The sequence below is a fragment of the Nocardioides scoriae genome (assembly GCF_900104965.1).
Classification (GTDB): domain Bacteria; phylum Actinomycetota; class Actinomycetes; order Propionibacteriales; family Nocardioidaceae; genus Marmoricola; species Marmoricola scoriae.
Genome location: NZ_LT629757.1, coordinates 3482979 through 3506906, shown reverse-complemented (window position 1 = coordinate 3506906; position 23928 = coordinate 3482979). Strand labels below are relative to the sequence as shown.

Annotated in this window: 19 protein-coding genes; 8 read left to right on the top strand and 11 right to left on the bottom strand. The window is 73.0% G+C overall.

The features are described from left to right. Positions 1-161: 161 nt before the first annotated feature. The 3 genes from BLU55_RS19565 to BLU55_RS16615 form a co-directional block, all read right to left on the bottom strand. Positions 162-971 carry a hypothetical protein gene (locus BLU55_RS19565; RefSeq protein ID WP_157682922.1) on the bottom strand — a complete coding sequence of 270 codons (810 nt, stop codon included), beginning with the start codon at positions 969-971 and terminating at the stop codon, positions 162-164. Then, positions 964-1455 (bottom strand): helix-turn-helix domain-containing protein, encoded by a 492-nt coding sequence (locus tag BLU55_RS16620; RefSeq protein WP_091731998.1) that lies wholly within the window; start codon positions 1453-1455, stop codon positions 964-966. Before BLU55_RS16620 ends, BLU55_RS19565 begins: the two co-directional genes overlap by 8 nt. Before the next feature lie 125 nt (positions 1456-1580). After that, entirely contained in the window at positions 1581-2588 is a 1008-nt protein-coding gene (locus BLU55_RS16615; RefSeq protein ID WP_091731995.1) for an asparaginase, read from the bottom strand. A 40-nt stretch (positions 2589-2628) separates the two neighbouring features. Here BLU55_RS16615 and cysC point away from each other — a divergent pair, with 40 nt between their 5' ends. Both cysC and BLU55_RS16605 read left to right on the top strand, forming a co-directional pair. Then, entirely contained in the window at positions 2629-3828 is a 1200-nt protein-coding gene (gene cysC / locus BLU55_RS16610) for an adenylyl-sulfate kinase (RefSeq protein ID WP_197681024.1), read from the top strand. After that, positions 3828-4790, top strand: a complete 963-nt coding sequence (locus tag BLU55_RS16605) for a sulfite exporter TauE/SafE family protein (protein ID WP_091731990.1) — start codon at positions 3828-3830, stop codon at positions 4788-4790. Before cysC ends, BLU55_RS16605 begins: the two co-directional genes overlap by 1 nt. Here the strand turns inward: BLU55_RS16605 and galE are convergent. After that, positions 4781-5785, bottom strand: a complete 1005-nt coding sequence (gene galE / locus BLU55_RS16600) for a UDP-glucose 4-epimerase GalE (protein WP_091731988.1) — start codon at positions 5783-5785, stop codon at positions 4781-4783. The two genes, BLU55_RS16605 and galE, sit on opposite strands and share 10 nt — an antisense overlap. A gap of 206 nt (positions 5786-5991) precedes the next feature. Between galE and BLU55_RS16595 the strand changes: the two genes are divergently transcribed. Further along, entirely contained in the window at positions 5992-7437 is a 1446-nt protein-coding gene (locus tag BLU55_RS16595; RefSeq protein ID WP_157682921.1) for a sugar transferase, read from the top strand. A 10-nt stretch (positions 7438-7447) separates the two neighbouring features. Here BLU55_RS16595 and BLU55_RS16590 read toward each other — a convergent pair whose 3' ends face one another. After that, on the bottom strand, positions 7448-8764 hold the full coding sequence (locus BLU55_RS16590; protein WP_197681023.1) for a UDP-glucose dehydrogenase family protein: 1317 nt from the start codon (positions 8762-8764) through the stop codon (positions 7448-7450). A gap of 290 nt (positions 8765-9054) precedes the next feature. On the opposite strand from BLU55_RS16590, the gene BLU55_RS16585 reads away from it, so the two are divergent. The 3 genes from BLU55_RS16585 (at position 9055) to BLU55_RS16575 (ending at position 12912) form a co-directional block, all read left to right on the top strand. Further along, positions 9055-10542: a sugar transferase gene (locus tag BLU55_RS16585; protein WP_157682920.1), complete on the top strand. Its 1488-nt coding sequence runs from the start codon at positions 9055-9057 to the stop codon at positions 10540-10542. A gap of 157 nt (positions 10543-10699) precedes the next feature. After that, positions 10700-11614 (top strand): sulfate adenylyltransferase subunit CysD, encoded by a 915-nt coding sequence (gene cysD / locus BLU55_RS16580; protein WP_091731981.1) that lies wholly within the window; start codon positions 10700-10702, stop codon positions 11612-11614. Beyond that, the gene (locus tag BLU55_RS16575) at positions 11614-12912 is read left to right on the top strand and encodes a sulfate adenylyltransferase subunit 1 (RefSeq protein WP_091731978.1); all 1299 of its coding nucleotides are present in this window, start codon (positions 11614-11616) and stop codon (positions 12910-12912) included. Before cysD ends, BLU55_RS16575 begins: the two co-directional genes overlap by 1 nt. Here the strand turns inward: BLU55_RS16575 and BLU55_RS16570 are convergent, their stop codons facing one another. Further along, the gene (locus BLU55_RS16570; RefSeq protein ID WP_091731974.1) at positions 12913-14499 is read right to left on the bottom strand and encodes a fibronectin type III domain-containing protein; all 1587 of its coding nucleotides are present in this window, start codon (positions 14497-14499) and stop codon (positions 12913-12915) included. A 216-nt stretch (positions 14500-14715) separates the two neighbouring features. Here BLU55_RS16570 and BLU55_RS16565 point away from each other — a divergent pair, with 216 nt between their 5' ends. Both BLU55_RS16565 and BLU55_RS16560 read left to right on the top strand, forming a co-directional pair. Beyond that, the gene (locus tag BLU55_RS16565) at positions 14716-15864 is read left to right on the top strand and encodes a glycosyltransferase family 4 protein (protein WP_091731971.1); all 1149 of its coding nucleotides are present in this window, start codon (positions 14716-14718) and stop codon (positions 15862-15864) included. Between the two features lie 4 nt (positions 15865-15868). Continuing rightward, entirely contained in the window at positions 15869-17002 is a 1134-nt protein-coding gene (locus BLU55_RS16560) for a glycoside hydrolase 5 family protein (RefSeq protein WP_091731969.1), read from the top strand. A 1-nt stretch (position 17003) separates the two neighbouring features. Here the strand turns inward: BLU55_RS16560 and BLU55_RS16555 are convergent, their stop codons facing one another. The 5 genes from BLU55_RS16555 to BLU55_RS16535 are packed head-to-tail and all read right to left on the bottom strand — an operon-like array spanning position 17004 to position 23602. Further along, positions 17004-18143 (bottom strand): glycosyltransferase family 4 protein, encoded by a 1140-nt coding sequence (locus BLU55_RS16555; protein WP_172833930.1) that lies wholly within the window; start codon positions 18141-18143, stop codon positions 17004-17006. A gap of 17 nt (positions 18144-18160) precedes the next feature. Next, complete coding sequence (locus BLU55_RS16550) at positions 18161-19477, bottom strand: lipopolysaccharide biosynthesis protein (protein ID WP_091731966.1); 1317 nt, start codon at positions 19475-19477, stop codon at positions 18161-18163. After that, on the bottom strand, positions 19474-21852 hold the full coding sequence (locus BLU55_RS16545) for a DUF2206 domain-containing protein (protein ID WP_091731964.1): 2379 nt from the start codon (positions 21850-21852) through the stop codon (positions 19474-19476). The genes BLU55_RS16550 and BLU55_RS16545 overlap by 4 nt, the downstream gene beginning before the upstream one ends. Continuing rightward, positions 21849-23111 (bottom strand): hypothetical protein, encoded by a 1263-nt coding sequence (locus BLU55_RS16540; protein WP_091731962.1) that lies wholly within the window; start codon positions 23109-23111, stop codon positions 21849-21851. The genes BLU55_RS16545 and BLU55_RS16540 overlap by 4 nt, the downstream gene beginning before the upstream one ends. Next, positions 23108-23602: a hypothetical protein gene (locus tag BLU55_RS16535; protein WP_091731960.1), complete on the bottom strand. Its 495-nt coding sequence runs from the start codon at positions 23600-23602 to the stop codon at positions 23108-23110. The genes BLU55_RS16540 and BLU55_RS16535 overlap by 4 nt, the downstream gene beginning before the upstream one ends. Between the last annotated feature and the right edge of the window lie 326 nt (positions 23603-23928).

The following is a 23928-nucleotide window of genomic DNA, read 5'->3' as shown; positions in this document are numbered from 1 at the left end:
GTCCCGTCGCCCCCGGCCGGCGTCGCCGGGTGAGGGTGCGGGTGAGGGTGCGGGGACGGCAACGGGCCCCCGGACGAGGTCCGGGGGCCCGTCGGCTCACCACCTGGCGAAGGGAGGGATCACCAGAGGGCGAGCTGCCCGTCGTGCGACGGGGGCTCTGTTCACGAGGCGCTGGAAGCGCTCTCGGCGGCCTTCGACGCGGTCGACGACGTGGAGTCGGCGGCCTTCTTCGTCGCGGTGGCGGTCTTCTCGGCGGCCTTGGCGGGCGCCTTCTTGGCGGCGGCCGGGGCCTTCTTGGCGGTGGTCTTCGCGGTGGAGGCGGCCGACGAGGTCTTCTTCGCGGCGGTCTTCTTCGCGGTCGACGCGGTGTCCTCGGCCTTCTTGGCGGTCGACTTCACGGTCGGGGCGTTGGCGCCGGCCTTCTTGGCGGTCTTGGTGGCCGGGGCCTTCTTGCCGGGGGTCTGCTTGGCCTGGGCGACCTTGGCGCGCTCGCGGCGGACCACGGTGGAGGAGGACGGGGCGTCGCGGAGGGCACCGACGGCCTTGTAGCCGTCCTTGCGCACGGCGGCGACGAGCTTCTCGCCCCGCTCGATCAGCTCGGCGTAGGTCTTGGTCAGCTCGGCGATGGCCTCGTCGATCTGGGCCTGCACCTTGCCGGGGAGCGCCTTGACGTCCTTCTGCAGCTCGGCCACGCGGGACTCGAACTTGCGCTGGGCGTCCTTCGCGTCCTTGGTGAGCTCCTCGACGCGGTCGTTGACGACGCCGACGGCCTGGTCGCGCAGGGCCTCGGGGTCCTTCTCGACCTTGCTGACGCGGTTCTGCACGTCGGCGAGGCGCTCCTGGGCGCCCTTCTGGACGTCGGAGGCGGTGGTGCGCGCGATCTCGTAGGCCACCTCGGTGGCGCCGGCGACGGCGTACAGGGGCTTGACGGCCTCGGACGCGAGGGTGTTGATGCTGAGCTTCTTAGCCATGGTGTTCTCCTTCGGTTGGCGTGCTGGCACGGTCGGGGTCGACCGGTGCTTCGTCTGCTTCTGGGGGCGCGACGCGCGGCAGCGCATCGTCGGGCGACACCTGCTGGGGGACCTCGACGGTCCCGCCGGCCTCGGCCATCACCCGGAACGCCTGGTAGACGTCGAGCAGCGACTGCTTCTGCCGCTCGCTGAGCACCGGGTCGCCCAGGATGGCCAGCTCGACCGAGCGCACCTGCCCGTCGTCCGGGCTGAGGATGCCGGCCTGCACGTAGAGCTGCTCGGCCGAGATCCGCAGTGCTTTCGCGAGCTGCTGGAGCACCTCGGCCGAGGGCTTGCGCAGTCCGCGCTCGATCTGGCTGAGGTAGGGGTTGGACACCCCGGTCTGCTCAGCCAGCTGGCGCAACGAGAGCTCGGCCGACACGCGCTGCTCGCGGAGGTAGTCCCCCAACGAGACGACTGCGCTGCCGACCTTGCTCTTCGCCATGCCCTCCATAGTGCTTGCTCTTGCAAGCAACATCAAGCCAGGAGCGGGTGAAGGCGATCACATTCGCCAGTGTCCACGAGGGTTTCCTCGTGCTTGCTCTGCTAGCACCGCCGCGACCTGGGGGCTCAGGGCAGGACGGCGCGAACCTCGCCGACGGGGTGGCCGCCGCCGAGCAGGGGGGTCTCGCCGGTCCGTCGCACGGCGTCCACGTCGACCCCGGGTCCGTCCAGGAGGCCGTGGCGCTCGAGCAGCGCGGCCATCAGCACCGGCCGCGCCCGGGCGCCGCCGTCGTCGGTCTTGGTCGCGACCGCGCGCCCGTCGGGCAGCGCCACGACGTAGCAGGACTCCGCCCCGGCCTTGCCGATCGCGCCGGGGATCGCCGTGAGGAGGGCCAGCTCGTCGCGCGTGGTGCCCGAGACGTACGCCGGGTGGGCGCGCACCGCCTCCGCGATCCGCCGGGCCGGCCCCTCGGTCGCGGTCGCCAGCGAGGCGAACCCGCGGGCCAGCCCGGTCAGCGAGGTGGACAGCAGCGGGGCGCCGCAGCCGTCGGTGGCGAGGACCTGCACCTGCTCGCCGGTCGCGCGGGCGAAGGTGGACAGCACCTGCTGCTGCAGCGGGTGGTCGGGCTGGAGGTACGTCGCGGTGGGCCAGCCGTTGGCCACGCAGGTCGCCAGCATCGCGGCGTGCTTGCCCGAGCAGTTCATCAGCACGCTCGCCTTGCTGCCGCCGGCCCGGATCACCTCGTCGCGGGCGGCGTCGTCCAGCGGCCAGTCGACCGGCGTCTGCAGGTCGGCCTCGCTCAGCCCCGCGTCGGCCAGCACCCGCCGCACGGCCTCGACGTGGAAGGGCTCGCCGGAGTGCGACGCGCACGCCAGCGCGAGCTGCTCGTCGACCAGCCCGAGGCCGGCCTCGACCATGGCCAGCGCCTGCAGCGGCTTGTTGCACGAGCGCGGCAGCACCGGGCCGGTCACGTCGCCGGCCGAGGCCTGCACCGACCCGTCGGCGGCGAGCACCACCCAGGACCCGTGGTGGTGGCCCTCGACGAAGCCCGAGCGCACGACCTCCGCGATCAGGACGTGCCCGGCGGCGGTCGTGGAGTCGAGCGAGGAGGCGGGAGCGGGGGCGTCTGGCATGGCGCGAGGCTACCGACGGCTGCTCTGGCACGATGTCCCGGTGCCCGCCCCCCAGCACTGCCCGACGCCGCGCGAGCTGGACGATCTCGAGGTCCTCCTCTCGGGCGCCCTCGCCCCCCGCACGACCTTCGACGACCAGCTGACGCTGGTCCTCCCGGCCGAGCTGGCCGAGGTCGTCGCGGCCGGCGACGAGGTCGAGCTGGTGGACCCCGAGGGGCTGCCGCTCGCCCGCTACTCCCGCGAGGGGCTGGTGGCGCTGGGCGCCGCGGCGTACGGCCCCTTCCGGCGGCTGCAGCTGACCCCGGCCCAGGCCCGCGAGGCGCACGCCGGCGCGCTGGTCGTGCCCGTCGCCGCCCCGCTCAGCGAGGCCGACCTGGCGTTCGTGGGCGAGCGGGCCGCGGGCCGCGACGTCGTGCTGCTGACCCTGTCGGGCACCGGCACGCCCCAGGACGTCTCCCCGGTCGGGCTGGTCCGCACCTCCCTCGTGGCCGCCCGGCTGCTCACCGCGGCCGACACGCCGGCCCACGTGGTCGTCGTGCCGCTGCCCGCCCACGGCGACGCCGACCTCGACCACGCCCTGGGGCAGCAGGTCGCCGCGGCGTACGGCGAGGACGTGGTGGCGCTGCCGCCCGACGACGACGGCTCCTGGCCCGACGAGATCGCGGCCGCCGTCGCGCAGGACCAGCCCGGCGACGAGGACCGCGGCGTGGTCGTGCTGTTCACCGGCCTCTCCGGGAGCGGCAAGTCGACCCTCGCCCGGGCGCTGCACGACCTGGTGCTCGAGGACGGTCGGCGCACCGTCACCAGCCTCGACGGGGACGTCGTACGACGCCACCTGAGCGCGGGGCTGTCCTTCTCCAAGGCCGACCGCGAGACCAACATCCGCCGCATCGGCTGGGTGGCCGCCGAGATCGCCCGCCACCGCGGCGTCGCGATCTGCTCCCCCATCGCCCCCTTCGACGCCACCCGCCAGCAGGTGCGGGCGATGGTCGAGGACGCCGGCGGCGAGCTGGTGCTCGTCCACGTCGCCACCCCGCTGGAGGAGTGCGAGCGCCGCGACCGCAAGGGGCTGTACGCCAAGGCCCGCCGCGGCGAGATCCCCGAGTTCACCGGCATCTCCAGTCCCTACGAGGTCCCCGCCGACGCCGACGTCGCGATCGACACCACCGGCCGCTCGGTCGAGGACTGCCTCGCCGAGCTCCTCCCCCACCTGCCCTTCGGCCTGGAAGGTCCCGCCTGATGGCCGACCTGCTGACGTACTCCGCGCTCGCCGTCCTGGTCGTCAGCTTCGGCGTCGGCATCGTCGTGGGCCTCACCGGCATGGGCGGCGGCGCGCTGATGACCCCGGCGCTGATGGCCCTCGGCGTCCCCGCGACCGCGGCCGTCGCCAACGACCTGGTGGCGGCCAGCATCAACAAGTCGGTGGGCGCAAGCGTGCACTGGCGCCGCGGCTCCCCCGACCTCCGCCTGGCCGGCTTGCTGATGATCGGGTCCGTGCCGTTCGCCTTCGCCGGCGGCTTCCTGGTCAAGAGCGTCGGCGAGGCCGAGGTGCAGCAGGAGTTCCTCACGACCGCGATCGGGGCCGCGCTGCTGTTCACCGCGTCGACGTACGCCCTGCGGATGTACCTCCAGCTGCGCCACGTCACCGCCGGCAACGAGCTCAGCGAGGAAGCCCCGCGCGTGCGAGCCGTCCCGACCGTGCTCGTCGGCGCCGTCGGCGGCCTGCTGGTCGGCATCACCTCGGTCGGCTCCGGCTCGCTCATCATGGTGGCGCTGCTGCTGATCTACCCCACGCTCTCGGCCGTCAAGCTGGTCGGCACCGACCTCGTCCAGGCGGTGCCGCTCGTGCTCGCCGCCGCCATCGGCCACGTGCTGACCGAGGGCGTCACCTGGGCCGTGCTGGTCCCGCTGGTCCTCGGCGGCACGCCCGGCACCTTCCTCGGCGCCCGCATGGCCGCCTGGGTCAAGCAGTCGGTCATCCGCCGGGGCATCGTGATCGTGCTGACGCTGACCGGCCTGAAGATGCTCGGCGTCCCTCCCGAAGGGGTGGGGATCATCGGCGCGGCCCTGCTGCTCCTCGGCCCCCTCGCGTGGGGCTTCGTCCGCACCCGCCACGGCCTGCCCGCCTTCGACAACGACTCCACCGCCTGGCGGATCCCCGAGCCCACGCGTCCGGACCAGCCCGTCCCCCCTCAGGGGTAGCCGAGGACCTCCTGGCGCCGCTCGGACCACGCCAGCGCCGACGCGATGGCCTCCTCGAGGCCCAGGGTGGCGCGCCACCCGACCAGGTCGTGGATGCGCCCCACCTCGGCGTAGGCGCCCACCGAGTCGCCCTCGCGCGGGGGCGCCTCCCCCACCGGGACCTCCCGGCCGAGCACCCGCTCCACGGCCTCGACCAGCTCACGGACCGTCACGCCCCGACCGGTGCCGACGTTCATCACCACGCTCGACGCGCCGTGGCGCTCCAGCGCCTGGTCGAAGCGCTCGACCGCGGCGACGTGGGCCAGCGCGAGGTCCCACACGTGGACGTAGTCGCGCAGCCCGGTCCCGTCCCGGGTCGGGAGGTCGGTGCCGGTGATGAGGAACCGCTCCTGGAGGCCCTGCGCCGCGCGGACGAGCTGGCCGAGCACGTGGGAGGGCTCGCGGACGTGGACCCCCGTGCGCAGCTCGGGATCCGAGCCCACCGGGTTGAAGTAGCGCAGCACCACGGCCCGCAGGTCCGACGCCGACGCCATGTCCTGCAGGGCCCGCTCCATCATCAGCTTGGTCCAGGCGTACGGCGAGCCCGGCCGCACCGGTGAGTCCTCGTCCACCGCGAAGCCCTCGACCGTGTCGTAGACCGAGGCCGAGGAGGAGAAGAGCACGCGCGGCCTCCCGCACCGGCCGAGCTCGTCGAAGAGCTCGAGCGACTTGGCGACGTTGTCCCGGTAGTACTCGTAGGGCCGCGCCACCGACTCGGGGACGACGATGCGAGCCGCCATGTGGACCGTCACCTCGATGTCCGGGTGCTCCTCCACCACGCGGCGCACCAGGGCACGGTCGGCGATGTCGCCCTCGTAGAAGATCCGGTCCCCGACGAACGCCCGGGGCCCGGTGACGAGCGAGTCGAGCACCACGGGGACGTGGCCGGCCCGCTCCAGGGCCAGCGCCGTCGTCGACCCGATGTAGCCCGCACCGCCCGTGATCAGCACCTTCACGCACTCGACCCTAGGGGACGCCGCACCCCCGGACCGGGCTCGGTATCGATGCGGAGAATGACGGAAGAGTCGCCTAAAGGGCACTATTCGTGGCAGCATCGGCATCTGGGCTAGACCGTGGGCCGATCAGCTTGCACGACGCGGAGGCGGTCGCGGTCCTGGCACCTGCTTCTCTTGGGGGATCCGACATGACCGTGCAGTTGTCCGTGACGGCGCGATCCCCCCGGCTCACGCGCCAAGGTCTCCGCTACCTGCCGCTCGCGGCCGTGGTCACCGACCTGCTGCTCGTGGCGCTGTCCGTCGTGGCGGCGTACGTCGCCCGCAGCCTGGTGCCGACCTCCGTGATCCCCGAGAGCTTCAGCACCAACGACCAGGTGCTGGCCGCGCTGCCGATCATCGTCCTCGCCTGGCTGGCCGCGATCTACGTCCTGGGGGGATACCGCCCGGAGATCTTCGGCGCGGGCGTCGAGGAGTACAAGCGCGTCATCACCCCCTCGCTGGTGACCGCGGCCGGGACCGGCATCGCGGCGTACATGCTGATGCTCGACCTGTCCCGCGGGTTCTTCCTGCTGACCTTCCTCTTCGGCATCCCGATCCTGGTGCTGGGCCGGTGGACCATGCGACGCGCCGTGCAGCGCGCCAGGCGCGCCGGTCGGCTGCAGCAGCGCGTGCTCATCGCCGGCACGGAGGGCCACGTCGACGAGATCGCGTCCGTCCTGGGCCGCGAGACCTGGCTCGGCTACGACGTCGTGGGGGCCCTGACCCCCCAGGCGTCGGTCAAGCGGACCACCGGGCTGGGCGTCCCGCTGCTCGGCGAGTCCGGGTCACTGGCTCAGGCCGCGATCGACCAGCACGTCGACGTCGTCTTCCTCGCCGGTGGCGCCTTCAGCTCGGCCGCGGAGATGCGCCGCCTGGCGTGGGACCTCGAGCACGCGGACATCCAGGTCGTGATCGCGCCGAGCGTGACCGACGTGTCCGCGGAGCGCGTGAGCGTCCGCCCCGTCGGCGGGCTGCCCCTCATCCACCTCGACCGCCCGCGCGGCCAGGACGCCCTGCGCCGGGCCAAGCGCAGCTTCGACGTCGTCGTGTCCGCGCTGCTGCTGCTCGCGCTGTCGCCGGTCTTCGCGTGGGCCGCGTGGCAGGTCCGCCGGGACGACCGGACCGCACCGGTCCTGTTCCGACAGCCGCGTGCGGGTCGCGAGGGCGTGAGCTTCAGCTGCCTGAAGTTCCGGACCATGGTGGTCGACGCCGAGGAGGTGCTGGCCGACCTGCACGCCGAGCACGGCTACTCCAGGGGCCTGTTCAAGCTGGACCACGACCCGCGGGTCACCCGACCCGGGCGCTTCCTCAGGCGGTACTCGCTCGACGAGCTGCCGCAGCTGGTCAACGTGCTGCGCGGGGACATGAGCCTGGTGGGGCCCCGCCCTCCCCTGCAGCACGAGGTGGCGCAGTACGACGACGACATGGCGCGCCGGCTGCACGTGCGACCCGGCATGACCGGGCTGTGGCAGGTGTCGGGGCGATCCGACCTGTCGTGGTCGGAGGCCATCCGCCTGGACCTCTACTACGTCGACAACTGGTCGATGGTCCAGGACCTCGTCATCCTGTTCCGCACCTTCCGCGCGGTCCTGACCTCGCGCGGCGCTCGCTGAGCGTCGGGCGTCAGCGACGCCCCAGCGCCCGGTAGGTCCACCCGGCCGCGCGCCACTTCTCGGCGTCGAGGCAGTTGCGGCCGTCCAGGACGCGGCGGTCCCGCACCAGCCCGGCGACCTCGACGGGGTCGAGGGAGACGTACTCCGGCCACTCGGTGAGCACGAGCACCAGCTCGGCCCCGCGCAGCGTGTCCTCGACGTCGGCCGCGAACCGCAGGTCGGGCCACTTGCGCTGGGCGTTGGCGATCGCCTCGGGGTCGGTGACCACGACGTCGGCGCCCTGCAGGGCCAGCTGGGCCGAGACGCTGAGCGCCGGGGAGTCGCGGACGTCGTCGCTGTCGGGCTTGAACGACGCCCCGAGGACGGCGATGCGGCGACCCTGGATGGAGCCGCCGAGCTCCTCGCGGGCGAGGTCGACCATGCGCACGCGGCGGCGCATGTTGATGGCGTCGACCTCGCGCAGGAAGGTCAGCGCCTGGTCCACGCCGAGCTCGCCGGCGCGGGCCATGAAGGCGCGGATGTCCTTGGGCAGGCAGCCGCCGCCGAAGCCGAGGCCGGCGTTGAGGAAGCGGCGGCCGATGCGGTCATCCATCCCGATCGCGTCGGCCAGGAAGGTGACGTCGGCACCCGAGGCCTCGCACAGCTCGGCCATGGCGTTGATGAAGGAGATCTTGGTCGCGAGGAACGAGTTGGCCGCGACCTTCACCAGCTGGGCGCTCGCGACGTCGCCGACCAGCCGGGGGGTGCCGTCGGCGATGGTGGCGGCGTACACCTCGTCGAGGCGGGCGACGGCGTGCTGCCCCTGCTCCCCGTCGGGCACGCCGTAGACCAGGCGGTCGGGGTGCAGGGTGTCCGCGACCGCCTTGCCCTCCCGCAGGAACTCGGGGTTCCACACCAGCACCGCTCCGGGCTGCGCCCCGTGGACCCGCTGCGCCAGCCGCTCGGCGGTGCCCACCGGCACCGTGGACTTCCCCACCACGACGTCACCGGGGGCCAGCAGCGGCAGCAGCGAGTCCACGGCGGCGTCGACGTAGGTCAGGTCGGCGGCCATCTCGCCCTTGCGCTGCGGGGTGCCGACGCAGACGAAGTGCACCGTGGCCCCCGCGGCCTGCGCCGGGTCGGTGGTGAACCGCAGCCGGCCGGTCCCCAGGGCGGACGTCAGCAGCTCGGGCAGACCCGGCTCGAAGAAGGGAGCGCGCCCCTCCGAGAGCAGCTCGACCTGGTGCTCGACGACGTCCACGCCGACCACCTCGTGACCCAGCTCGGCCATGCACGCGGCGTGGACGGCGCCGAGGTATCCACACCCGATCACGGAGATCTTCACCATCGGGAGTGTAGGGATGTGGGGTGTCCAGGCGGTGTCGCCCGGGTGATGCGAGACAGGTCACAGCACATCCGTTCCGCAACGCTCGGGTGTCCTAGTCCAGTCGCAGCGACGCGTGCCAGTTGGTGGGACGCTAAGCACCGCACTCGGGGTGGAAGGTGTCAGAACCCTTCCGGTGGGGCAGAGTGTGTCCAGAAAGTTATGATTGACGTTTCCACAAAGCCGGGGGGCCTTGAATGTCAGCGACCGTCTCGAGTGAACACTCGACCCAGATCCGCAGCACGCTACCGCGAGTGCCGCAGCAGCGTGACGCACGGTTTCGTCGACGCGCCTCGCTGGTCGAGGCCTCGCGCACCCGGTCGTCCGGCGCCCTGCGCCTGCTGCCGGTCGCGGCGCTCGGCATCGACCTGATCGCGATCTCGCTGGCCCTGGTCGGCGGCGCCGCCGGCCGCAACGCCCTCGGCGCGCTCTTCGTCGACAGCGGCACCGAGTACGTCCCCGCGATCGCCGTCACCGGTCCGCTCCTCGCGCTCGCCTGGCTCGCCAGCATCGCCCTGGCCGGCGGCTACGACCGCTCCGTCTTCGGCGCGGGCGCCTCGGAGTACAGCCGGGTCTTCAACGCCGCGCTCGTCAGCGCCGGCGTCATCGGCGTCGGCTCCTTCCTGCTGCGCTTCGACCTCTCCCGCGGCTGGTTCGTCCTCACCTTCCTCATCGGCGTCCCGCTGCTCATCGGTGGCCGCTTCGCCCTGCGCCACTGGCTCAAGAAGTCCCGCCAGGCCGGCTCGTTCCAGCACCGCGTGCTGATCGTGGGTGACGCCCCGCACGTCGAGAGCGTCAACAACGTGCTGGAGCGCGAGTCGTGGCTCGGCTACCAGGTCATCGGTGCGCTGGCCCCCGAGTCCGACGGGTCGCAGACCCCGAGCGGCATCCCGATCCTGGGCGACACCCGCGACATCGCCGGCACCGCCATGGAGGCCAAGGCCGACATCGTGTTCTTCGCCGGCGGCGGCGTGACCTCGCCCACCCACCTGCGCGAGATCGCCTGGGACCTCGAGGGCTCCTCGACCCAGGTCGTCGTGGCCCCGAGCCTGAGCGACGTCTCCCGCGAGCGCATCCGGGTCCGCCCGGTCGGCGGCCTGCCGCTGATCCACCTCGAGAAGCCGCGCGCCGCCATGGCCGCCCGCCGGGCCAAGCGCGTCTTCGACGTCGTCGGCTCGCTCGGCATCCTGATCCTCAGCAGCCCGTTGTTCGCCTACTCCGCCTTCCGCGTGTGGTTCCACGACCGGGGCCCGGTGTTCTTCCGCCAGGAGCGCATCGGCCGCGACGGCGACCCCTTCAAGTGCTTCAAGTTCCGCACGATGGTCACCGACGCCGAGAAGAAGCTGGCCGAGGCCCACGCAGCGGCCGGCTCGGACTCCAACGCGGTCTTCTACAAGCTCAAGGTCGACCCGCGGATCACGCCTCCCGGCAAGTGGCTGCGCCGCTTCTCCATCGACGAGCTCCCGCAGCTGCTCAACGTCCTCAAGGGCGACATGAGCCTGGTGGGCCCCCGCCCGCAGGTGGCCCACGAGGTCGCGCTCTACGACAACGCGATGGCGCGCCGGCTGCACGTGCGCCCCGGCATGACCGGCCTGTGGCAGGTCTCCGGCCGCTCGGACCTCCCCATGGAGGAGGCCATCCGCCTGGACCTGTACTACGTCGACAACTGGTCGATGATGCAGGACCTGACCATCCTGGCCCGCACCCTCGGCGCCGTGGTGGGCTCGCGCGGCGCCTACTGAGGCACACCGTTCGACAGGGCCGGCACCGCCAGGTGCCGGCCCTGTTGCGCACTATCTCAATCGACTCTGGTCTCATTCGGCTCGGGGCGCGTGGGCACGGACCGGCGCGTGGATACGATGTGGGCTGCCCGCCGCCAACGAGAGGCACCGCACCCCGATGTCCCAGACCCACGCCGACTACCGGCTGAGCCAGCTCGACCAGCTCGAGGCCGAGTCGATCCACATCTTCCGCGAGGTCGCCGCCGAGTTCGAGAAGCCGGTGCTGATGTTCTCCGGCGGCAAGGACTCCATCGTCATGCTGCGGCTGGCGGAGAAGGCCTTCTTCCCGGCGAAGATCCCCTTCCCGATGCTCCAGGTCGACACGGGCTACGACTTCCCGGAGGTCCTCGAGACCCGCGACCACTGGGTCGACCGTCTCGGCGTGAAGATGATCGTCGCCGGCGTCGAGCAGGCGATCGCCGACGGTGTCGTGGTCGACGACGGCAAGACCAGCCGCAACCGGCTCCAGATCGGCACCCTGCTCAACGCCATCGAGGAGAACGGCTTCACGGCCGCGTTCGGCGGCGGCCGACGCGACGAGGAGAAGGCCCGCGCCAAGGAGCGCGTCTACTCCCACCGCGACGACTTCGGCCAGTGGGACCCCAAGATGCAGCGGCCCGAGCTGTGGAGCCTCTACAACGGCCGCATCCACGGCGGCGAGCACATGCGCATCTTCCCGCTGTCCAACTGGACCGAGCTCGACATCTGGCACTACCTGGGCCAGGAGCAGGTCGAGATCCCCTCGATCTACTACTCCCACCAGCGGCGCGTCTTCCAGCGCGACGGCATGTGGCTCTCGGAGAGCGAGCACAACCCCACGAAGCAGGGCGAGGAGGTCGTGGAGAAGACCGTGCGGTTCCGCACCGTCGGCGACCTGACCCTCACCGGCTGCGTGGAGTCCGAGGCCGACACGATCGAGAAGATCATCGAGGAGGTCGCCGTCGCCACGGTGACCGAGCGCGGCGCGACCCGCGGCGACGACCGGTTCTCGGAGGCCGCCATGGAGGACCGCAAGAAGGAGGGCTACTTCTGATGAGCACCGAGACCCCCACCACCCAGCCCACCCTCGAGGACCTCGGCGTCGGCCAGATGGACCTGCTGCGCTTCGCGACGGCCGGGTCGGTCGACGACGGCAAGTCGACGCTGATCGGCCGGCTGCTGCTCGACTCGAAGGCGATCTTCAGCGACCAGCTCGAGGCCGTCGAGGCGACCAGCGCGTCCAAGGGCTACGACTACACCGACCTGGCGCTGCTGACCGACGGGCTCCGCTCGGAGCGCGAGCAGGGCATCACGATCGACGTGGCGTACCGCTACTTCGCGACGCCGCGGCGCAAGTTCATCATCGCCGACACCCCCGGCCACGTGCAGTACACCCGCAACATGGTCACGGGCGCCTCGACCGCCGACCTCGGCCTCGTGCTGGTCGACGCCCGCCAGGGCCTGACCGAGCAGTCGCGCCGCCACGCGGTCATCCTGTCGCTGCTCCGGGTCCCCCACCTGGTGCTGGCCGTCAACAAGATGGACCTCGTCGACTACGACCAGGGCGTCTACGACAAGATCCAGCGCGAGTTCTCCGCCTTCGCCACGAAGCTCTCGATCCCCGACCTCGAGGTCATCCCGATCTCGGCGCTCAAGGGCGACAACGTGGTGACCCGCTCGGAGCACATGCCGTGGTACCAGGGCTCCTCGCTCATGCACCACCTGGAGAACATCCACGTCGCCTCCGACAGGGACCTCATCGACGCGCGCCTGCCGGTGCAGTACGTCGTGCGGCCCAAGTCCGACGAGTACCACGACTACCGCGGGTACGCCGGCCAGGTGGCCGGCGGCGTCCTCAAGCCCGGCGACGAGGTCGTCGTGCTGCCCAGCGGCATGACCTCCAAGATCGCCGGCATCGACCTGTTCGACCGCGAGATCGACGAGGCGTTCCCGCCGATGTCGGTCACGGTGCGCCTCGAGGACGACGTCGACGTCAGCCGCGGCGACATGATCGCCCGCGTCAAGAACGCGCCGACGCCGAGCCAGGACATCGACGCGATGATCTGCTGGATGACCAACGAGCCGCTGCGTCCCCGCCAGAAGCTGGCGATCAAGCACACGACCCGCAACGGTCGGGCCCTGGTCAAGGACATCCAGTACCGCCTCGACATCAACACCCTGCACCGCGACCAGGAGACCAAGGAGCTCGGTCTCAACGAGATCGGTCGCGTCCAGCTGCGCACCACGGTGCCGCTGCTGTGCGACTCCTACTCGAAGAACCGCACCACGGGCTCGTTCATCCTCATCGACGAGGCCACCGGCGTCACCGTCGGCGCCGGCATGATCATCTGATCAACGGGTGCGGACGCGGCCCGAGCGGGCCGCCGAGCCCCAGCCGACGTCGTTGCGGGCCTGCACGGTGATGCGGACCCACGCGCGCCGCGGCAGGCCTCGCACGACGGTGGAGCGGGTGGTCGCGGGGACCACGCGGGTGCGCGACCCGGCGCTCACGCGGTACTCCTGGATCGGCGCACCGCCGGTGGTCGGGGCGTGCCAGGAGACGCGCACCGAGGCACGACCGGCCCGGGCCGACACCTTGGCCGACCGGGCCGGGGCCGCCGTGGTCGTCGGGGCCACGGTCGCGCTGCCGCCCGCGGCGGGTGCGGTCAGCCGGACCACGCTGACGTCGGCCCCGAGGTCGACCGGCACGGAGTCGGTCGCCGTGAAGGACGTCGTGGCACCGCTCGTCGGCGCGACCACGCTGCCGGCGCGGGCCTGGCCGAGCCGGACCTGCACGCGGTAGGGCGCAGGGTTGAGCGCCCGGCGGGCGATCGGGTCCCAGACGCTGACGTCGCGCCACAGCACGAGGTCGAACTCGCCCGTGCTCTTCTGCACCAGCAGCTGCCGCAGGTCGGTGCGACCGCCCTCCACGGCGTACGCCAGGCTCCCCGGGGCGAAGGACGTCGAGGAGTCCTGGAAGACGGCCAGCAGCCGCTGCATCGCGGTGTACGCCGGCTTGGGGGTGAGGTCGCGGCGCAGCAGGCCGAAGTTGGCCTCCGGGTTGGTCCTGCCCGGGTCGGCGAACTCGTCGACCAGCTCGTAGGAGTAGACGCGGGCGGCGCCGCCGCGCAGGTGCTCCATCAGCAGGCGGGGCAGGTAGGTGGCGTGGACGGACTCCGGGACGGGGTGGTGGCCGTCGGTGGTCGCGAGCGCGTTGTGGTAGCCCGCCTCGGTGATGACGATGGGCTTGCTGGCACCGGTGACGGTCCGGAGCTTGGTGAACAGGCCGCTCAGGTCCGCCGACGGCGGCCGCCCGCCGGGGTAGAGGTGGCCGTTGGCCACGTCGGAGATGGCGGAGAGGTCGCCCACCAGCGGGTAGTTCTTGGCGAAGGCCAGGGACGGCGCCAGCACCGGCAGCGACCGGGTCCGGGGGTCGGCCTTGGCCGCGGCGTACAGCGCGGACTGCCGGGCGCGCAGCTGCGAGGGCCAGGCCGGACCACCACCGCTGAAGTGGTCCCACTCGTTGGGTCCCTCCAGCGAGGAGACCACCCCGGGCAGCTGACCGGCGACCGCGGCGACGTAGTCCTTCGCCGGACGGGGGCTGGACGGGCTGCCCATGATGAGGTCGAAGTCGATGCCCTTGGCGGCGACCGTGCGGATCGCGGCGTACTGGGTCGTGTCGCCGACGAAGAGGTCGTCGCGCACGTGGCGGACCCCGAGGGCGGCGAGCGCGTTCGCGACGGCCGTGGTGTTGCGGTACGGCGTGTCCTCGTAGGCCAGGTGCACCCCCACCCCGAAGCCGTCCACCACGCTCGCCGCCGACCGGGCCTGGACGGGTGGCAGCGGCACGGTGGCGGCCGACACCGGGCCGGCCGACTGGCCGACGACGAGCACGGGCGTGGTGGCGACGGCCAGGGCAAGGGCCGCGAGGAAGCGCATGACTCAAGTATTCGTGGCTTTTGCCCGTTTTGTGGGCTTATCCAGGCGCTGCCTGCCCGACCGGGCGAAGTTCACGTCCCCGAAACGCCGGCGCGTGCTCCCGAGGCTCCCCGCGCCCCCGACGAAACACGCGCGTGGCGCTGCCGTCATCCCGGCTGCCTAGGTTCGGGGCACACGTGGTCGCCAGGCCGCCGTCCTCTGCTGGGAGCCGCCGTCATGAGCAGGTCCGCCTCGCGCACCGTCCTCGGGTTCGTCTCCGACTCCGTCTACCCGTGGAACACCGGGGGGAAGGAGAAGCGCCACCACGAGCTGCTGACCCGCCTCACCCGGCGCGGCTACGACGTGCGGGTCTACACGATGAAGTGGTGGGACGGCCCCTCGGTCGTGGTCCGCGAGGGCATCACCTACGTGGCGATCTCGCCCCGGCTCCCGCTCTACTCCGGCACCCGCCGGTCGGTGCGCCAGGCGCTGGTCTTCGCGGTGTGCTGCCTCAGCCTGCTGTGGCGTCGCTTCGACGTCCTCGAGGTCGACTCCATCCCCTTCCTGCCGCTGCTGCCGGCCCGCGTCGTCGCCACGGTGCGCCGGGTCCCGATGGTGACGACCTGGCACGAGTTCTGGGGCCGCGACTACTGGGTGCGCTACCTGGGGCTGCCCGGCCACCTGGCCGCGTGGGTCGAGCGCACCGCCATCCGGCTCCCCCACCGCATCATCGCGGCCTCGGACGGCACCGCCGAGCGGCTGCACCTCGCCGGGGAGGAGGGCGCCGTGGACGTCCACGTCATCCCCAACGGCATCGACCGCACCGCCTCGGTCGAGCCCCGGAGCGCTCGGCGCGACGGCACCGAGCTGATCTCGGTCGGACGGCTGCTGGAGAACAAGAAGATCGACCTCGCCGTCGAGGCCACCCACCTGTCCCGCACGGCCGGCAGCCCGCTCACGCTGCGGGTGATCGGCGAGGGCCCCGAGGAGCCCGCCCTGCGGCGCCTCGTGGACGACCTGGGGGCGCACGAGGCCGTCACGTTCTCCCCCTTCCTCGAGGAGCACGACGACGTCCTGCAGGCCATCTCCGACGCGGACCTGCTGGTCTTCCCCTCGGTGCGGGAGGGCTTCGGGATGGTGGCCCTGGAGGCGATGTCGGTCGGCACGCCCGTCGTCACCAGCGACCACCCCGACAACTTCGCCCGTCACCTGGTGGAGCCCGGTGTCAACGGCGAGCTCTACTCCGGCACCGCCGAGTCCCTCTCGGACGCCATCGGGCGCGCGCTGGAGCGCCGCGACGAGCTCGGGACCCAGGCGCTCGCGACCGCGGCCCGCTTCGACTGGGAGGCGCTCGCCGACAGCGCGGCGCTGGCCTACCGGTTCTGACCGGGTGGCCACGGTCGACCGCCACCCCGGGAGGGCGCTGACCGGCGCCCTGGCGCTGCTCGCGGCAGCGCTGGTGCTCGGCGTCGTGCTCGGCCCCCGCACCGGGACGCCCGTGGGAGCCGACGGATCGGCCCGGGAGCCGGGACTCCCGGTCGGCGTCTCCTTCGGCGAGCGGCTGACCCGGGCCTCCCCCGCGGAGCTGGCGACGGCGCTCGACGACGTGGTGGCCCTCGGCGCCCGCTGGGTGCGCCTCGACGTCTCGTGGCCCACCATCCAGCCGGTCTCGGCCGACCAGCACGACTGGGCAGCGCTCGACCGGGTGGTCGCGGAGGCGCAGCAGCGCGACCTCGACGTCCTGGGCGTGGTGACCTGGAGCGCCCCGTGGGTCCGCGACCCGGGCTGCACGACGTTCACCTGCCCGCCGGCGTCGGCCGCGTCGTACGCCGTCTTCGCCGGTGAGGTCGCCCAGCGCTACCGCGGCCGGATCGCGGCGTACGAGATCTGGAACGAGCCGAACCTGGACCTGTTCTGGGTGGCGCCCGACCCCCGGCGCTACCGCGAGCTGCTCACCGGCGCGACCCTCGCCCTCCAGCAGGGCGACCCCGACGCCCAGGTGCTGATGGGCGGGCTGGCCGCCAACGACCGGCGCGAGGGGGTCGTCGACGCCGGTGACTTCCTCCGGGTGGCCTGCTCCGGGGGCGCCTGCCGCGGGCTCGACGGCGTCGCCTACCACCCCTACACCTACCCGCGCACGCCGACCGACCCGGCGGTGGAGACGCCCTGGCAGCGGATGACGCGCAGCACCCGCCAGGGCCCGGCGCTCGACGGGCTGATGTCCGCGGCCGGGATCGACCCGTCCGCGCTGTGGGTGACGGAGTACGGCGCGCCGACCGGCGGCGCCTCCACCGACGGGTCGCCGACCGGCGCGGTCGACGAGGCCCAGCAGGCCCGCATCCTGGCGGCCGGGGTGCGCGCAGCCGCCGCCGCGCCGCAGGTCCGGGCGCTGATGCTCTACACCTGGCGCGACCTCGAGACGGGCGGGACCGTCGAGGACCACTTCGGGCTGCGTCGGCTCGACGGGAGCCAGAAGCCGGCCTGGGAGGCGGTGCGCCGCGCCGTGGCCGACACCTCGGGCTGAGTCAGACCAGCTGGCGGACCGAACCCCGGACGGCTCGGGCGAGCACCTCGGTCGTCGCGGCCGACTGGTGGCGCCAGTCCCAGCGCTCGACCGCCGCGCGACGGCCCGCCTCGCTCAGCCGCTCGGCCAGGTCCGGGTCGAGCAGCACCCGCTCGACCGCCGCGGCCAGGCTCGCGGCGTCGCCGGGGTCGACGAGCAGGCCGTGCTCGCCGTCCGCCAGGACGAAGGGGATCCCGCCGACGTCGGAGCCCACCAGGGGGCAGCCCGAGGCCATGGCCTCGACCAGCGCCATCCCGAACGACTCCGCCTCGGTCAGCGACGGCAGCACCGTGACGCCGGCGCAGCGGTAGAGGCCGACCAGCTCGGTGTGGGTGAGGGAGCCGTGCCAGGTCACCAGGTCGGCGACGCCCCGCGCCTGGGCGAGGCGCTGCAGCCGGGGCACGTCGTCCCCGTCGCCCACCACGTCGAGCCCGATGCCGGGCACCAGGGGCGCGGCCAGCGCCAGCGCCTCGATCAGGGTGGAGATGCCCTTCCACCGCGAGCTCGCCTCCACGCGGCCCACGAACAGCATCCGACGGCCCCGCACCACGTCCGGGTCCGGCGAGAAGAAGTCGGTGTCGACCCCGGGTGTGATCATGGTGGCGCGGCCCGTCGCGTGCGTCATCGCCACCGGGGAGACCGCGACCAGCTCGGCACAGCGGTCGAAGACGCGCGGCAGCACCCGGCGCTCGTAGGTGCGCAGGACGGCGTCGATCGCCCGCGACTCGCCCTTGACCAGGGAGCCGGCGTGGTAGGTCATCACCACGGGGACGGGGCCGGCCACCGCCACGATGGCGTCGGCGAGGCCGGGGACCGGCGAGTGGACGTTGACGACGTCGGGGCGGAACTCACGGATCAATGCGCGCAGCTGGGCCAGCCAGAGCGGGTTGACCGGGGTGTTCGACAGGGTCACCCACGACCCGAGCCGGGTGACCGGGATGCCGTCCACCTCGCCCTCGAGGCGCCCTCGACCGGAGTGGCTGGTGACCACCCGGACGTCGTGGTCCGGCGAGGCGGCCAGGGTGCGCGCCACCCAGCCGGCGTACGACTCCAGGCCGCCGACGTCGGGCGGGAACCGCGGGGCGGCGAGCAGGACGCGCATCGGGCGATGGGACGGGCTCATCGGGCCACCACCGGGGGGATCGTCTGGGTCACGGGCAGGTCGGGCTCGGTGTCGCGGAGGGGGGCGAAGCGGCGGCTCACGGTGTAGCCGAGCAGGCCGCCCAGCAGGTGGCCGCCGCCCCAGGCGAGGGCCACGAACTCGATGCCGCGCCCCACCAGCAGCGCGGCAGCGCCCACCATCGCGACGGTGGTGACGAGCTGCACCACGACCATGGCGCTCTGGTGCTGGGCGATGCGCAGCCGGATCGCCGACCAGAAGTTGAGGGCGACGCCGACGGTGCCGAGGGTGAGGATGCGCAGCGTGGTGGTGCCGTTCTCGGCGTACTCCGCCCCGAAGACCCGCAGCAGCAGCGGGCTCAGGACGAGCAGGCCGACGATGCCCAGGCCGGAGAAGATCGCGATGTGGCGACCGGCCTGCCGCACGATGGCGGTCACCCGCTCGGGGTGTCGCGAGCTCTCGGCGTACATCGAGTTGGAGATGGCGTAGACGACCGAGTTGAGCAGCGTGACGATCTGGAAGCCCACGAAGTAGTGCGCGCTGCTGGCCGGCCCGACGCCGTTGATGATGAGCAGCGGGAAGACCATCTGGGGCAGCAGGTAGAGGTTGTTGGCGACGTACCCCGCCCGGGCGAAGCCGCGCGAGTGGCGGAACGCCGCGGACGGCAGCTGCCAGGTCCGGTCGGGCAGGAAGCGCAGGATCGAGGCGACGCTGAGCACCGCGGCGACCAGGGTGGCGATGCCGACCGAGTTGTAGAGGCCCAGCGCGCCGCTGCCGACCAGCACGAAGGGCAGCGCGCACTTCACCAGGCCCATCAGGACGCCGCTGATGACCAGGTTGCGCGAGACCCGGTCGATGGCCAGGAACAGGCCGTCGGTGAGCTGGTTGACACCGGCTCCGGCCACCAGGACGGCGAAGAGCAGGGCCGTCCAGGGCCACGAGATCAGCGCGGCCAGGTCGGGGGCGACGCGCGGGAGCAGCGCGACGTACGCCAGCGCGGCGAGCACCCCGGCTGCGCTCACCACCGCGACCGCCATCAGCACGTCGGCCGAGCGCCGGTCGCTGCGCTGCAGGACGCGCACCATCGAGATGTTGAGCCCGAGCTGCGCCAGCACGGCCAGCGCCTCGCCCGCGGTGACCAGCGAGGACGCGAGCCCCACGTCGCGGGGGGTCGCGATCCTCGCCGCGATCACCCAGAAGACGCCGCCGGCCGCCGCCATCAGCACGGTCGTGGCCAGCATCAGCCAGGAGTTCGCCAGCAGCGGGTCCCGGAGCGCGCCGCGGACGAACGCGACGGGGTGGCGCAGCGCGGTCATCGGAACACCTCGGCGTCGGGGTTGCTGTAGACGAGGTCGAGCCGCTGCTCGAGCAGCTCCACCGGGTAGCGGTAGGTGATGAGGTTGCCGGTGTAGAAGATGGTGGCCTGCTCGTGCTCGACCGTCTGGGCGCCGAGGAACACGAAGGTGTCGCGCCGCAGCTGGGTGGGGAAGAACTCCCCGCTCACCTCGATCTCCCCGCCCGTGGCGGAGCGCAGCCGACCCACCGCGACCTTGTCGGTCACCACCTCGGACTGGACCGGGGCGCTGCGGGCCGCTCGCGCGAGCCAGCGGGTGCCGGCGGCCTCCGCGTCGGTGAGGTAGTAGAGGTCGTAGTACTGCCCCGAGTTGGACAGCGCCAGCTGGCCCGGCGCCCCTCCGGTCGTGGTCGAGACGACCCCGGTGAGGACCAGGAAGAGCCCGACGAAGCCGGCTCCCGCGACGGCCATCGGTCCGGTCCGGAGCCGGGCCAGCAGCAGTCCGAGGACGCCGACCGCCCCGACCACGATCACCGGGGCGAAGACCAGCAGGCCCTGCTGGAACGCCCGCAGCACGCCGTACGACGCGGACAGGCCGGGCACGACCACCACCAGCCCGAGGGCGGCGATGGCGCCCAGCACCAGCCACAGGGTCTCGGTCGGGACGGCCCACCGGGCCAGGCCCGGACGTCGGCGGGGGGTCGAGAACCGCGCGAGGGCGAGCAGCGCCACCCCGGCGAGGAGCAGCACCTGGAGCAGCAGCGCGGCGCCGAGACGGAGCAGCGCGTTGCCCCGGGTGACGTCGAGCCCGACGGCGTCGAGCACCCGGCCGACGGGGGTGAGCGCGTCGTCGCGGATGTCGACCGTGGCGGGGGTCAGGGCGGCTGCCTCGGCGTCGTCGAGCAGCCACGCACCGGACTCGGCCCGGCGCTCGTCGAGCGTCTCGGCCGCGAACATCGCGAGCCGCTCGTCGGGACTGGCCTGGCGGCCAGCGAACAGGCCGTAGGACAGGTCCGAGGACCCCGGTCCCGACGACCCGCTGACCACCGCCGACACCGTGCTGGTGACGGTCTCCTCGAGGTGGCCGCCGGACTGCGTGACCGGGCTGACCCAGGTCCAGGTGGCGAGGCCGACCGCGACCACGACCACCGGGGCGAGCAGCACGGGCCGCTCGCGCACCCGCTGCCCCGGCGTACGCCGCGAGGCCAGGTGGCGGGACACGTGGAAGCCGGCCGAGCCCATGACGAGCCCGAGCAGCAGCAGGTAGGTCGTCGAGTAGTGGGAGAGCACCACCCCGACGCCGAAGCCGACGACCAGGGCCAGCTGGAGGCCCCGGCGCAGGTCGTGGCGCGCCGCGGTGAGCAGCGCGAGCGCGAGGAAGAGGAACGCCACCTCCTGGCGCACCAGGTAGGGCATGTCGTTGTGGAAGGTCGGGAAGGTGACGAGCACGAGCGCGCCGAGCAGCGCCACCCGTCGTCCCGCCCAGCCCCTCGAGGCGGCGTAGACGGCGACGGGGACCAGCGCGAAGGCCAGCTGCAGGACGACCTTGAAGACCACCACTCCCCCGAGGCCGGTCAGGTTGGCCACGACCGTGGGCAGGACGCTGACGCTCAGGCAGGCGTTGTAGGCGCTGTCGAGGCTGGACATCTGCCACCTGTCCTGGCCCTGGGCCAGGAGGTAGACGAGGAACTCGCGCTGGATGTCGTGGCCGATGACGTACCAGCCGCGGACGGAGGTGCCGAGCAGCAGCGCGGCTGCCGCGAGGTAGAGCGCCAGCCCGTCGGAGAGCCGGGACCTCGCCGGGCGCAGCAGCAGCGCCACGAAGGTCGCGGCCACCAGCGCGTGGCCCACCACGGCCACGGCACTGCTCGCACCGTTGTTGAGCCGCACCGCGCCGGCGATGCAGATGACCAGCGACGCGAGGGCCAGGGCCTCGGCCGTCCCGGCCCGCCAGAGCACGGCGCTGCGCACCGCGGCCGCCAGCGGGCGCGCGAGGTCGGCCCCCTGGCGCAGCCGCCAGGCCACGAGGCCCAGGTCGAGCAGCACCACCCCCACCACGACGGGGGCGGTCGCCAGCGCCCGGTCGATCCCGACCACGGGCAGCAGGGTGTTGAGGGCGAGGCCGACCAGGAGCAGGAGCAGCACCGACCCTCCGCACGCGGTGACCACCTCCGCCAGGCTGGGGGGCGTGCGCCGCGCGGGCGATCCGAGCAGCGCCGCGACCGGCACCACGACCGCGAGCAGCACGGTCAGCAGGCACCGGACCGCGACGGGGACGTCGAGCAGCAGCACCCCGCCGGCGACGAGGACGGTGGCACCCAGCGCGAGGTCGCCCCGCAGCGGGTCCGTGGCCGGAGCCGGTCCTGCGGGCGCGACGGTGGTGTCCTGGAGCGTCATGGGGTCGCCTCCTGGCGGGTCGCGGGACACGGTCCTGCCGGCGTCGGGTCCAGGGCCTCGGCCACGGCGGCCGCCACGGCGTCGCGCGACCAGACGTGGTCGTAGAAGCAGAGGCTGAGGCTGAGGCGGTCGCCCGTCTCGTGGGCCGACACCGAGACCGACCCGAGGCCGTTCGGCACCGCCGCCAGGCCCACGACCGGCGTCGACGCGGGATCCCACGGGAGCCGCGCGAGCGGGCCGTGGCGGTTCAGGTAGGACAGCGTCAGGTGGGGTCGGTCGCCGGGCGTCAGCACCTGGCGCCCACCGGTCCGGGCGTTGCGGGCACGCAGCCGGCTCGCGGCCGCGGCCACGTGCGGCACCCCGGACTCCCGGATGCGTCGGATCTCGGAGGTCACCGAGACCGGATCGTCGTCGTCCTCGGGCCGCACCGTGATGCCGGCCGCCCAGTTGCCGAAGGCGCGGCGGGTGGACGCCGAGTCCCGGCGCACGTCGAACAGCATCTCGACCCCCGGCTCGGGTGTCGTCAGGTGCCGGCCCAGCGCTGCCCGCACCCGGACCAGGACGACCCCCGCGAGCGAGGCGCCCGGCCACAGCGCGTCGCGCTCGCGGCCCAGGGCCGGCACGAACCCGGGGGCGCTGGTGTGCACGACGGTCGAGGACCGGTGGTGACTGGTGCGCAGCTCCGAGGGTTCGTAGACGCCACCGCTGAAGGCGCGACGGTGGCGGGCCGCGGTGAGCACGGCGCCGGGCCGGCGCACGAGCCCCCCGGTGCTGAGCAGCTGCTGGCGCCGCGGGCCGACCACGTCCCACGGCAGGGGAAGCACCGAGCGGCTGTTGGCCTGGTCCAGCAGGTGGGCGAGCAGCGTGAGGCACGACCAGCCGTCGCCGAAGGCGTGCGAGATCCGGATCGAGCACCAGCCACGCCCCACCACGAGCCGGAAGGGCAGCGCTCCCAGCGGCACCGCCGCCTCGTCGAAGGCGTCCTGGAGCTCGAGACGATCCGCGCGGGAGCGCACCACCATGGCCGCACAGCGGTCGTCCCGCTCGTCGTGCCGAGCCACCCGGTAGCGCAGGTTGTCCATGTCGTAGTGGCGGGCGACGAGGTCGTCGGAGTCGTGGAGCACGCGCACCGACCGGCGCAGCTGCTCGACCGACGGGACGTCGAGCCCGCCCAGGACGCGCACGCTCTCCAGACCGAACCAGCCGGCGTCGAGGGGCGCGAGCGGGACGAAGCGGTCGACCTGGGTCAGGGTGCTCACGACTCGCCCCTCTGGCAGCGCGCGGTGATCTGCGCGCCGGTGTCCGGCAGCGTGACCACGACCTGCTGGTCGCCGGGAGAGGCCGTGGGCACCGAGGTCGACACCGTGGCGGTCTTGCCGGAGGCCACCGCGCGGGTGCCCTCGCGGACCACGTCGGCCGCACCGACGTCAGCCGCCGGACGCACCACCACCCGGTAGTCGACCTCGCGAGCAGCGCCCTCGTGGCTCACCAGGGTGAAGCGGGTGGTCACCTCGCCCGCGGCGACGCTGCACCCGGCCGCTCCGGAGGAAGAGCCGGCCCCGGTGAAGTAGAGGGCGGTCCAGGTCCCGGGCTGCCTCGACAGCGACAGCCCGAGCTGGCGGCCCACGGGAGGCAGCAGGAAGCCGACCAGGGCCACGACGACGGCGACGACGGCTGCCACGACCAGGGTCGGCGGCGGCCGGCGGGCGCGGTGGGCCCGGGTGGGACCGGCGGTGGACGGTGAGGTCACGGGGCGCTCCTGCAGCGGGGAGGACGGGCAGCACGGCGGCAGCGGGGCGGGAGGAGGCGTCAACGTAACGGAGGAAATCGCGCGTCCTGTTACGGCGACGTGTCGGCCGGCTCGACCGCATTAACGACCACCGGGAAACGGCATTTCCGCGGCCATTCCTCGACCTCACCAAAGCCCCCAAGACGGACATTTCTCAGTGGCAGTCGTCATATCCGATGTTTCGCGAAGTGGTGCGGGTGACGATCGGCACACCCGTTTCCGGAGGTGTCGCACGATCCCTCACGGGCCTTGCCAACACCCCTCTCACCTGGCCTTTTGGGGGCCCG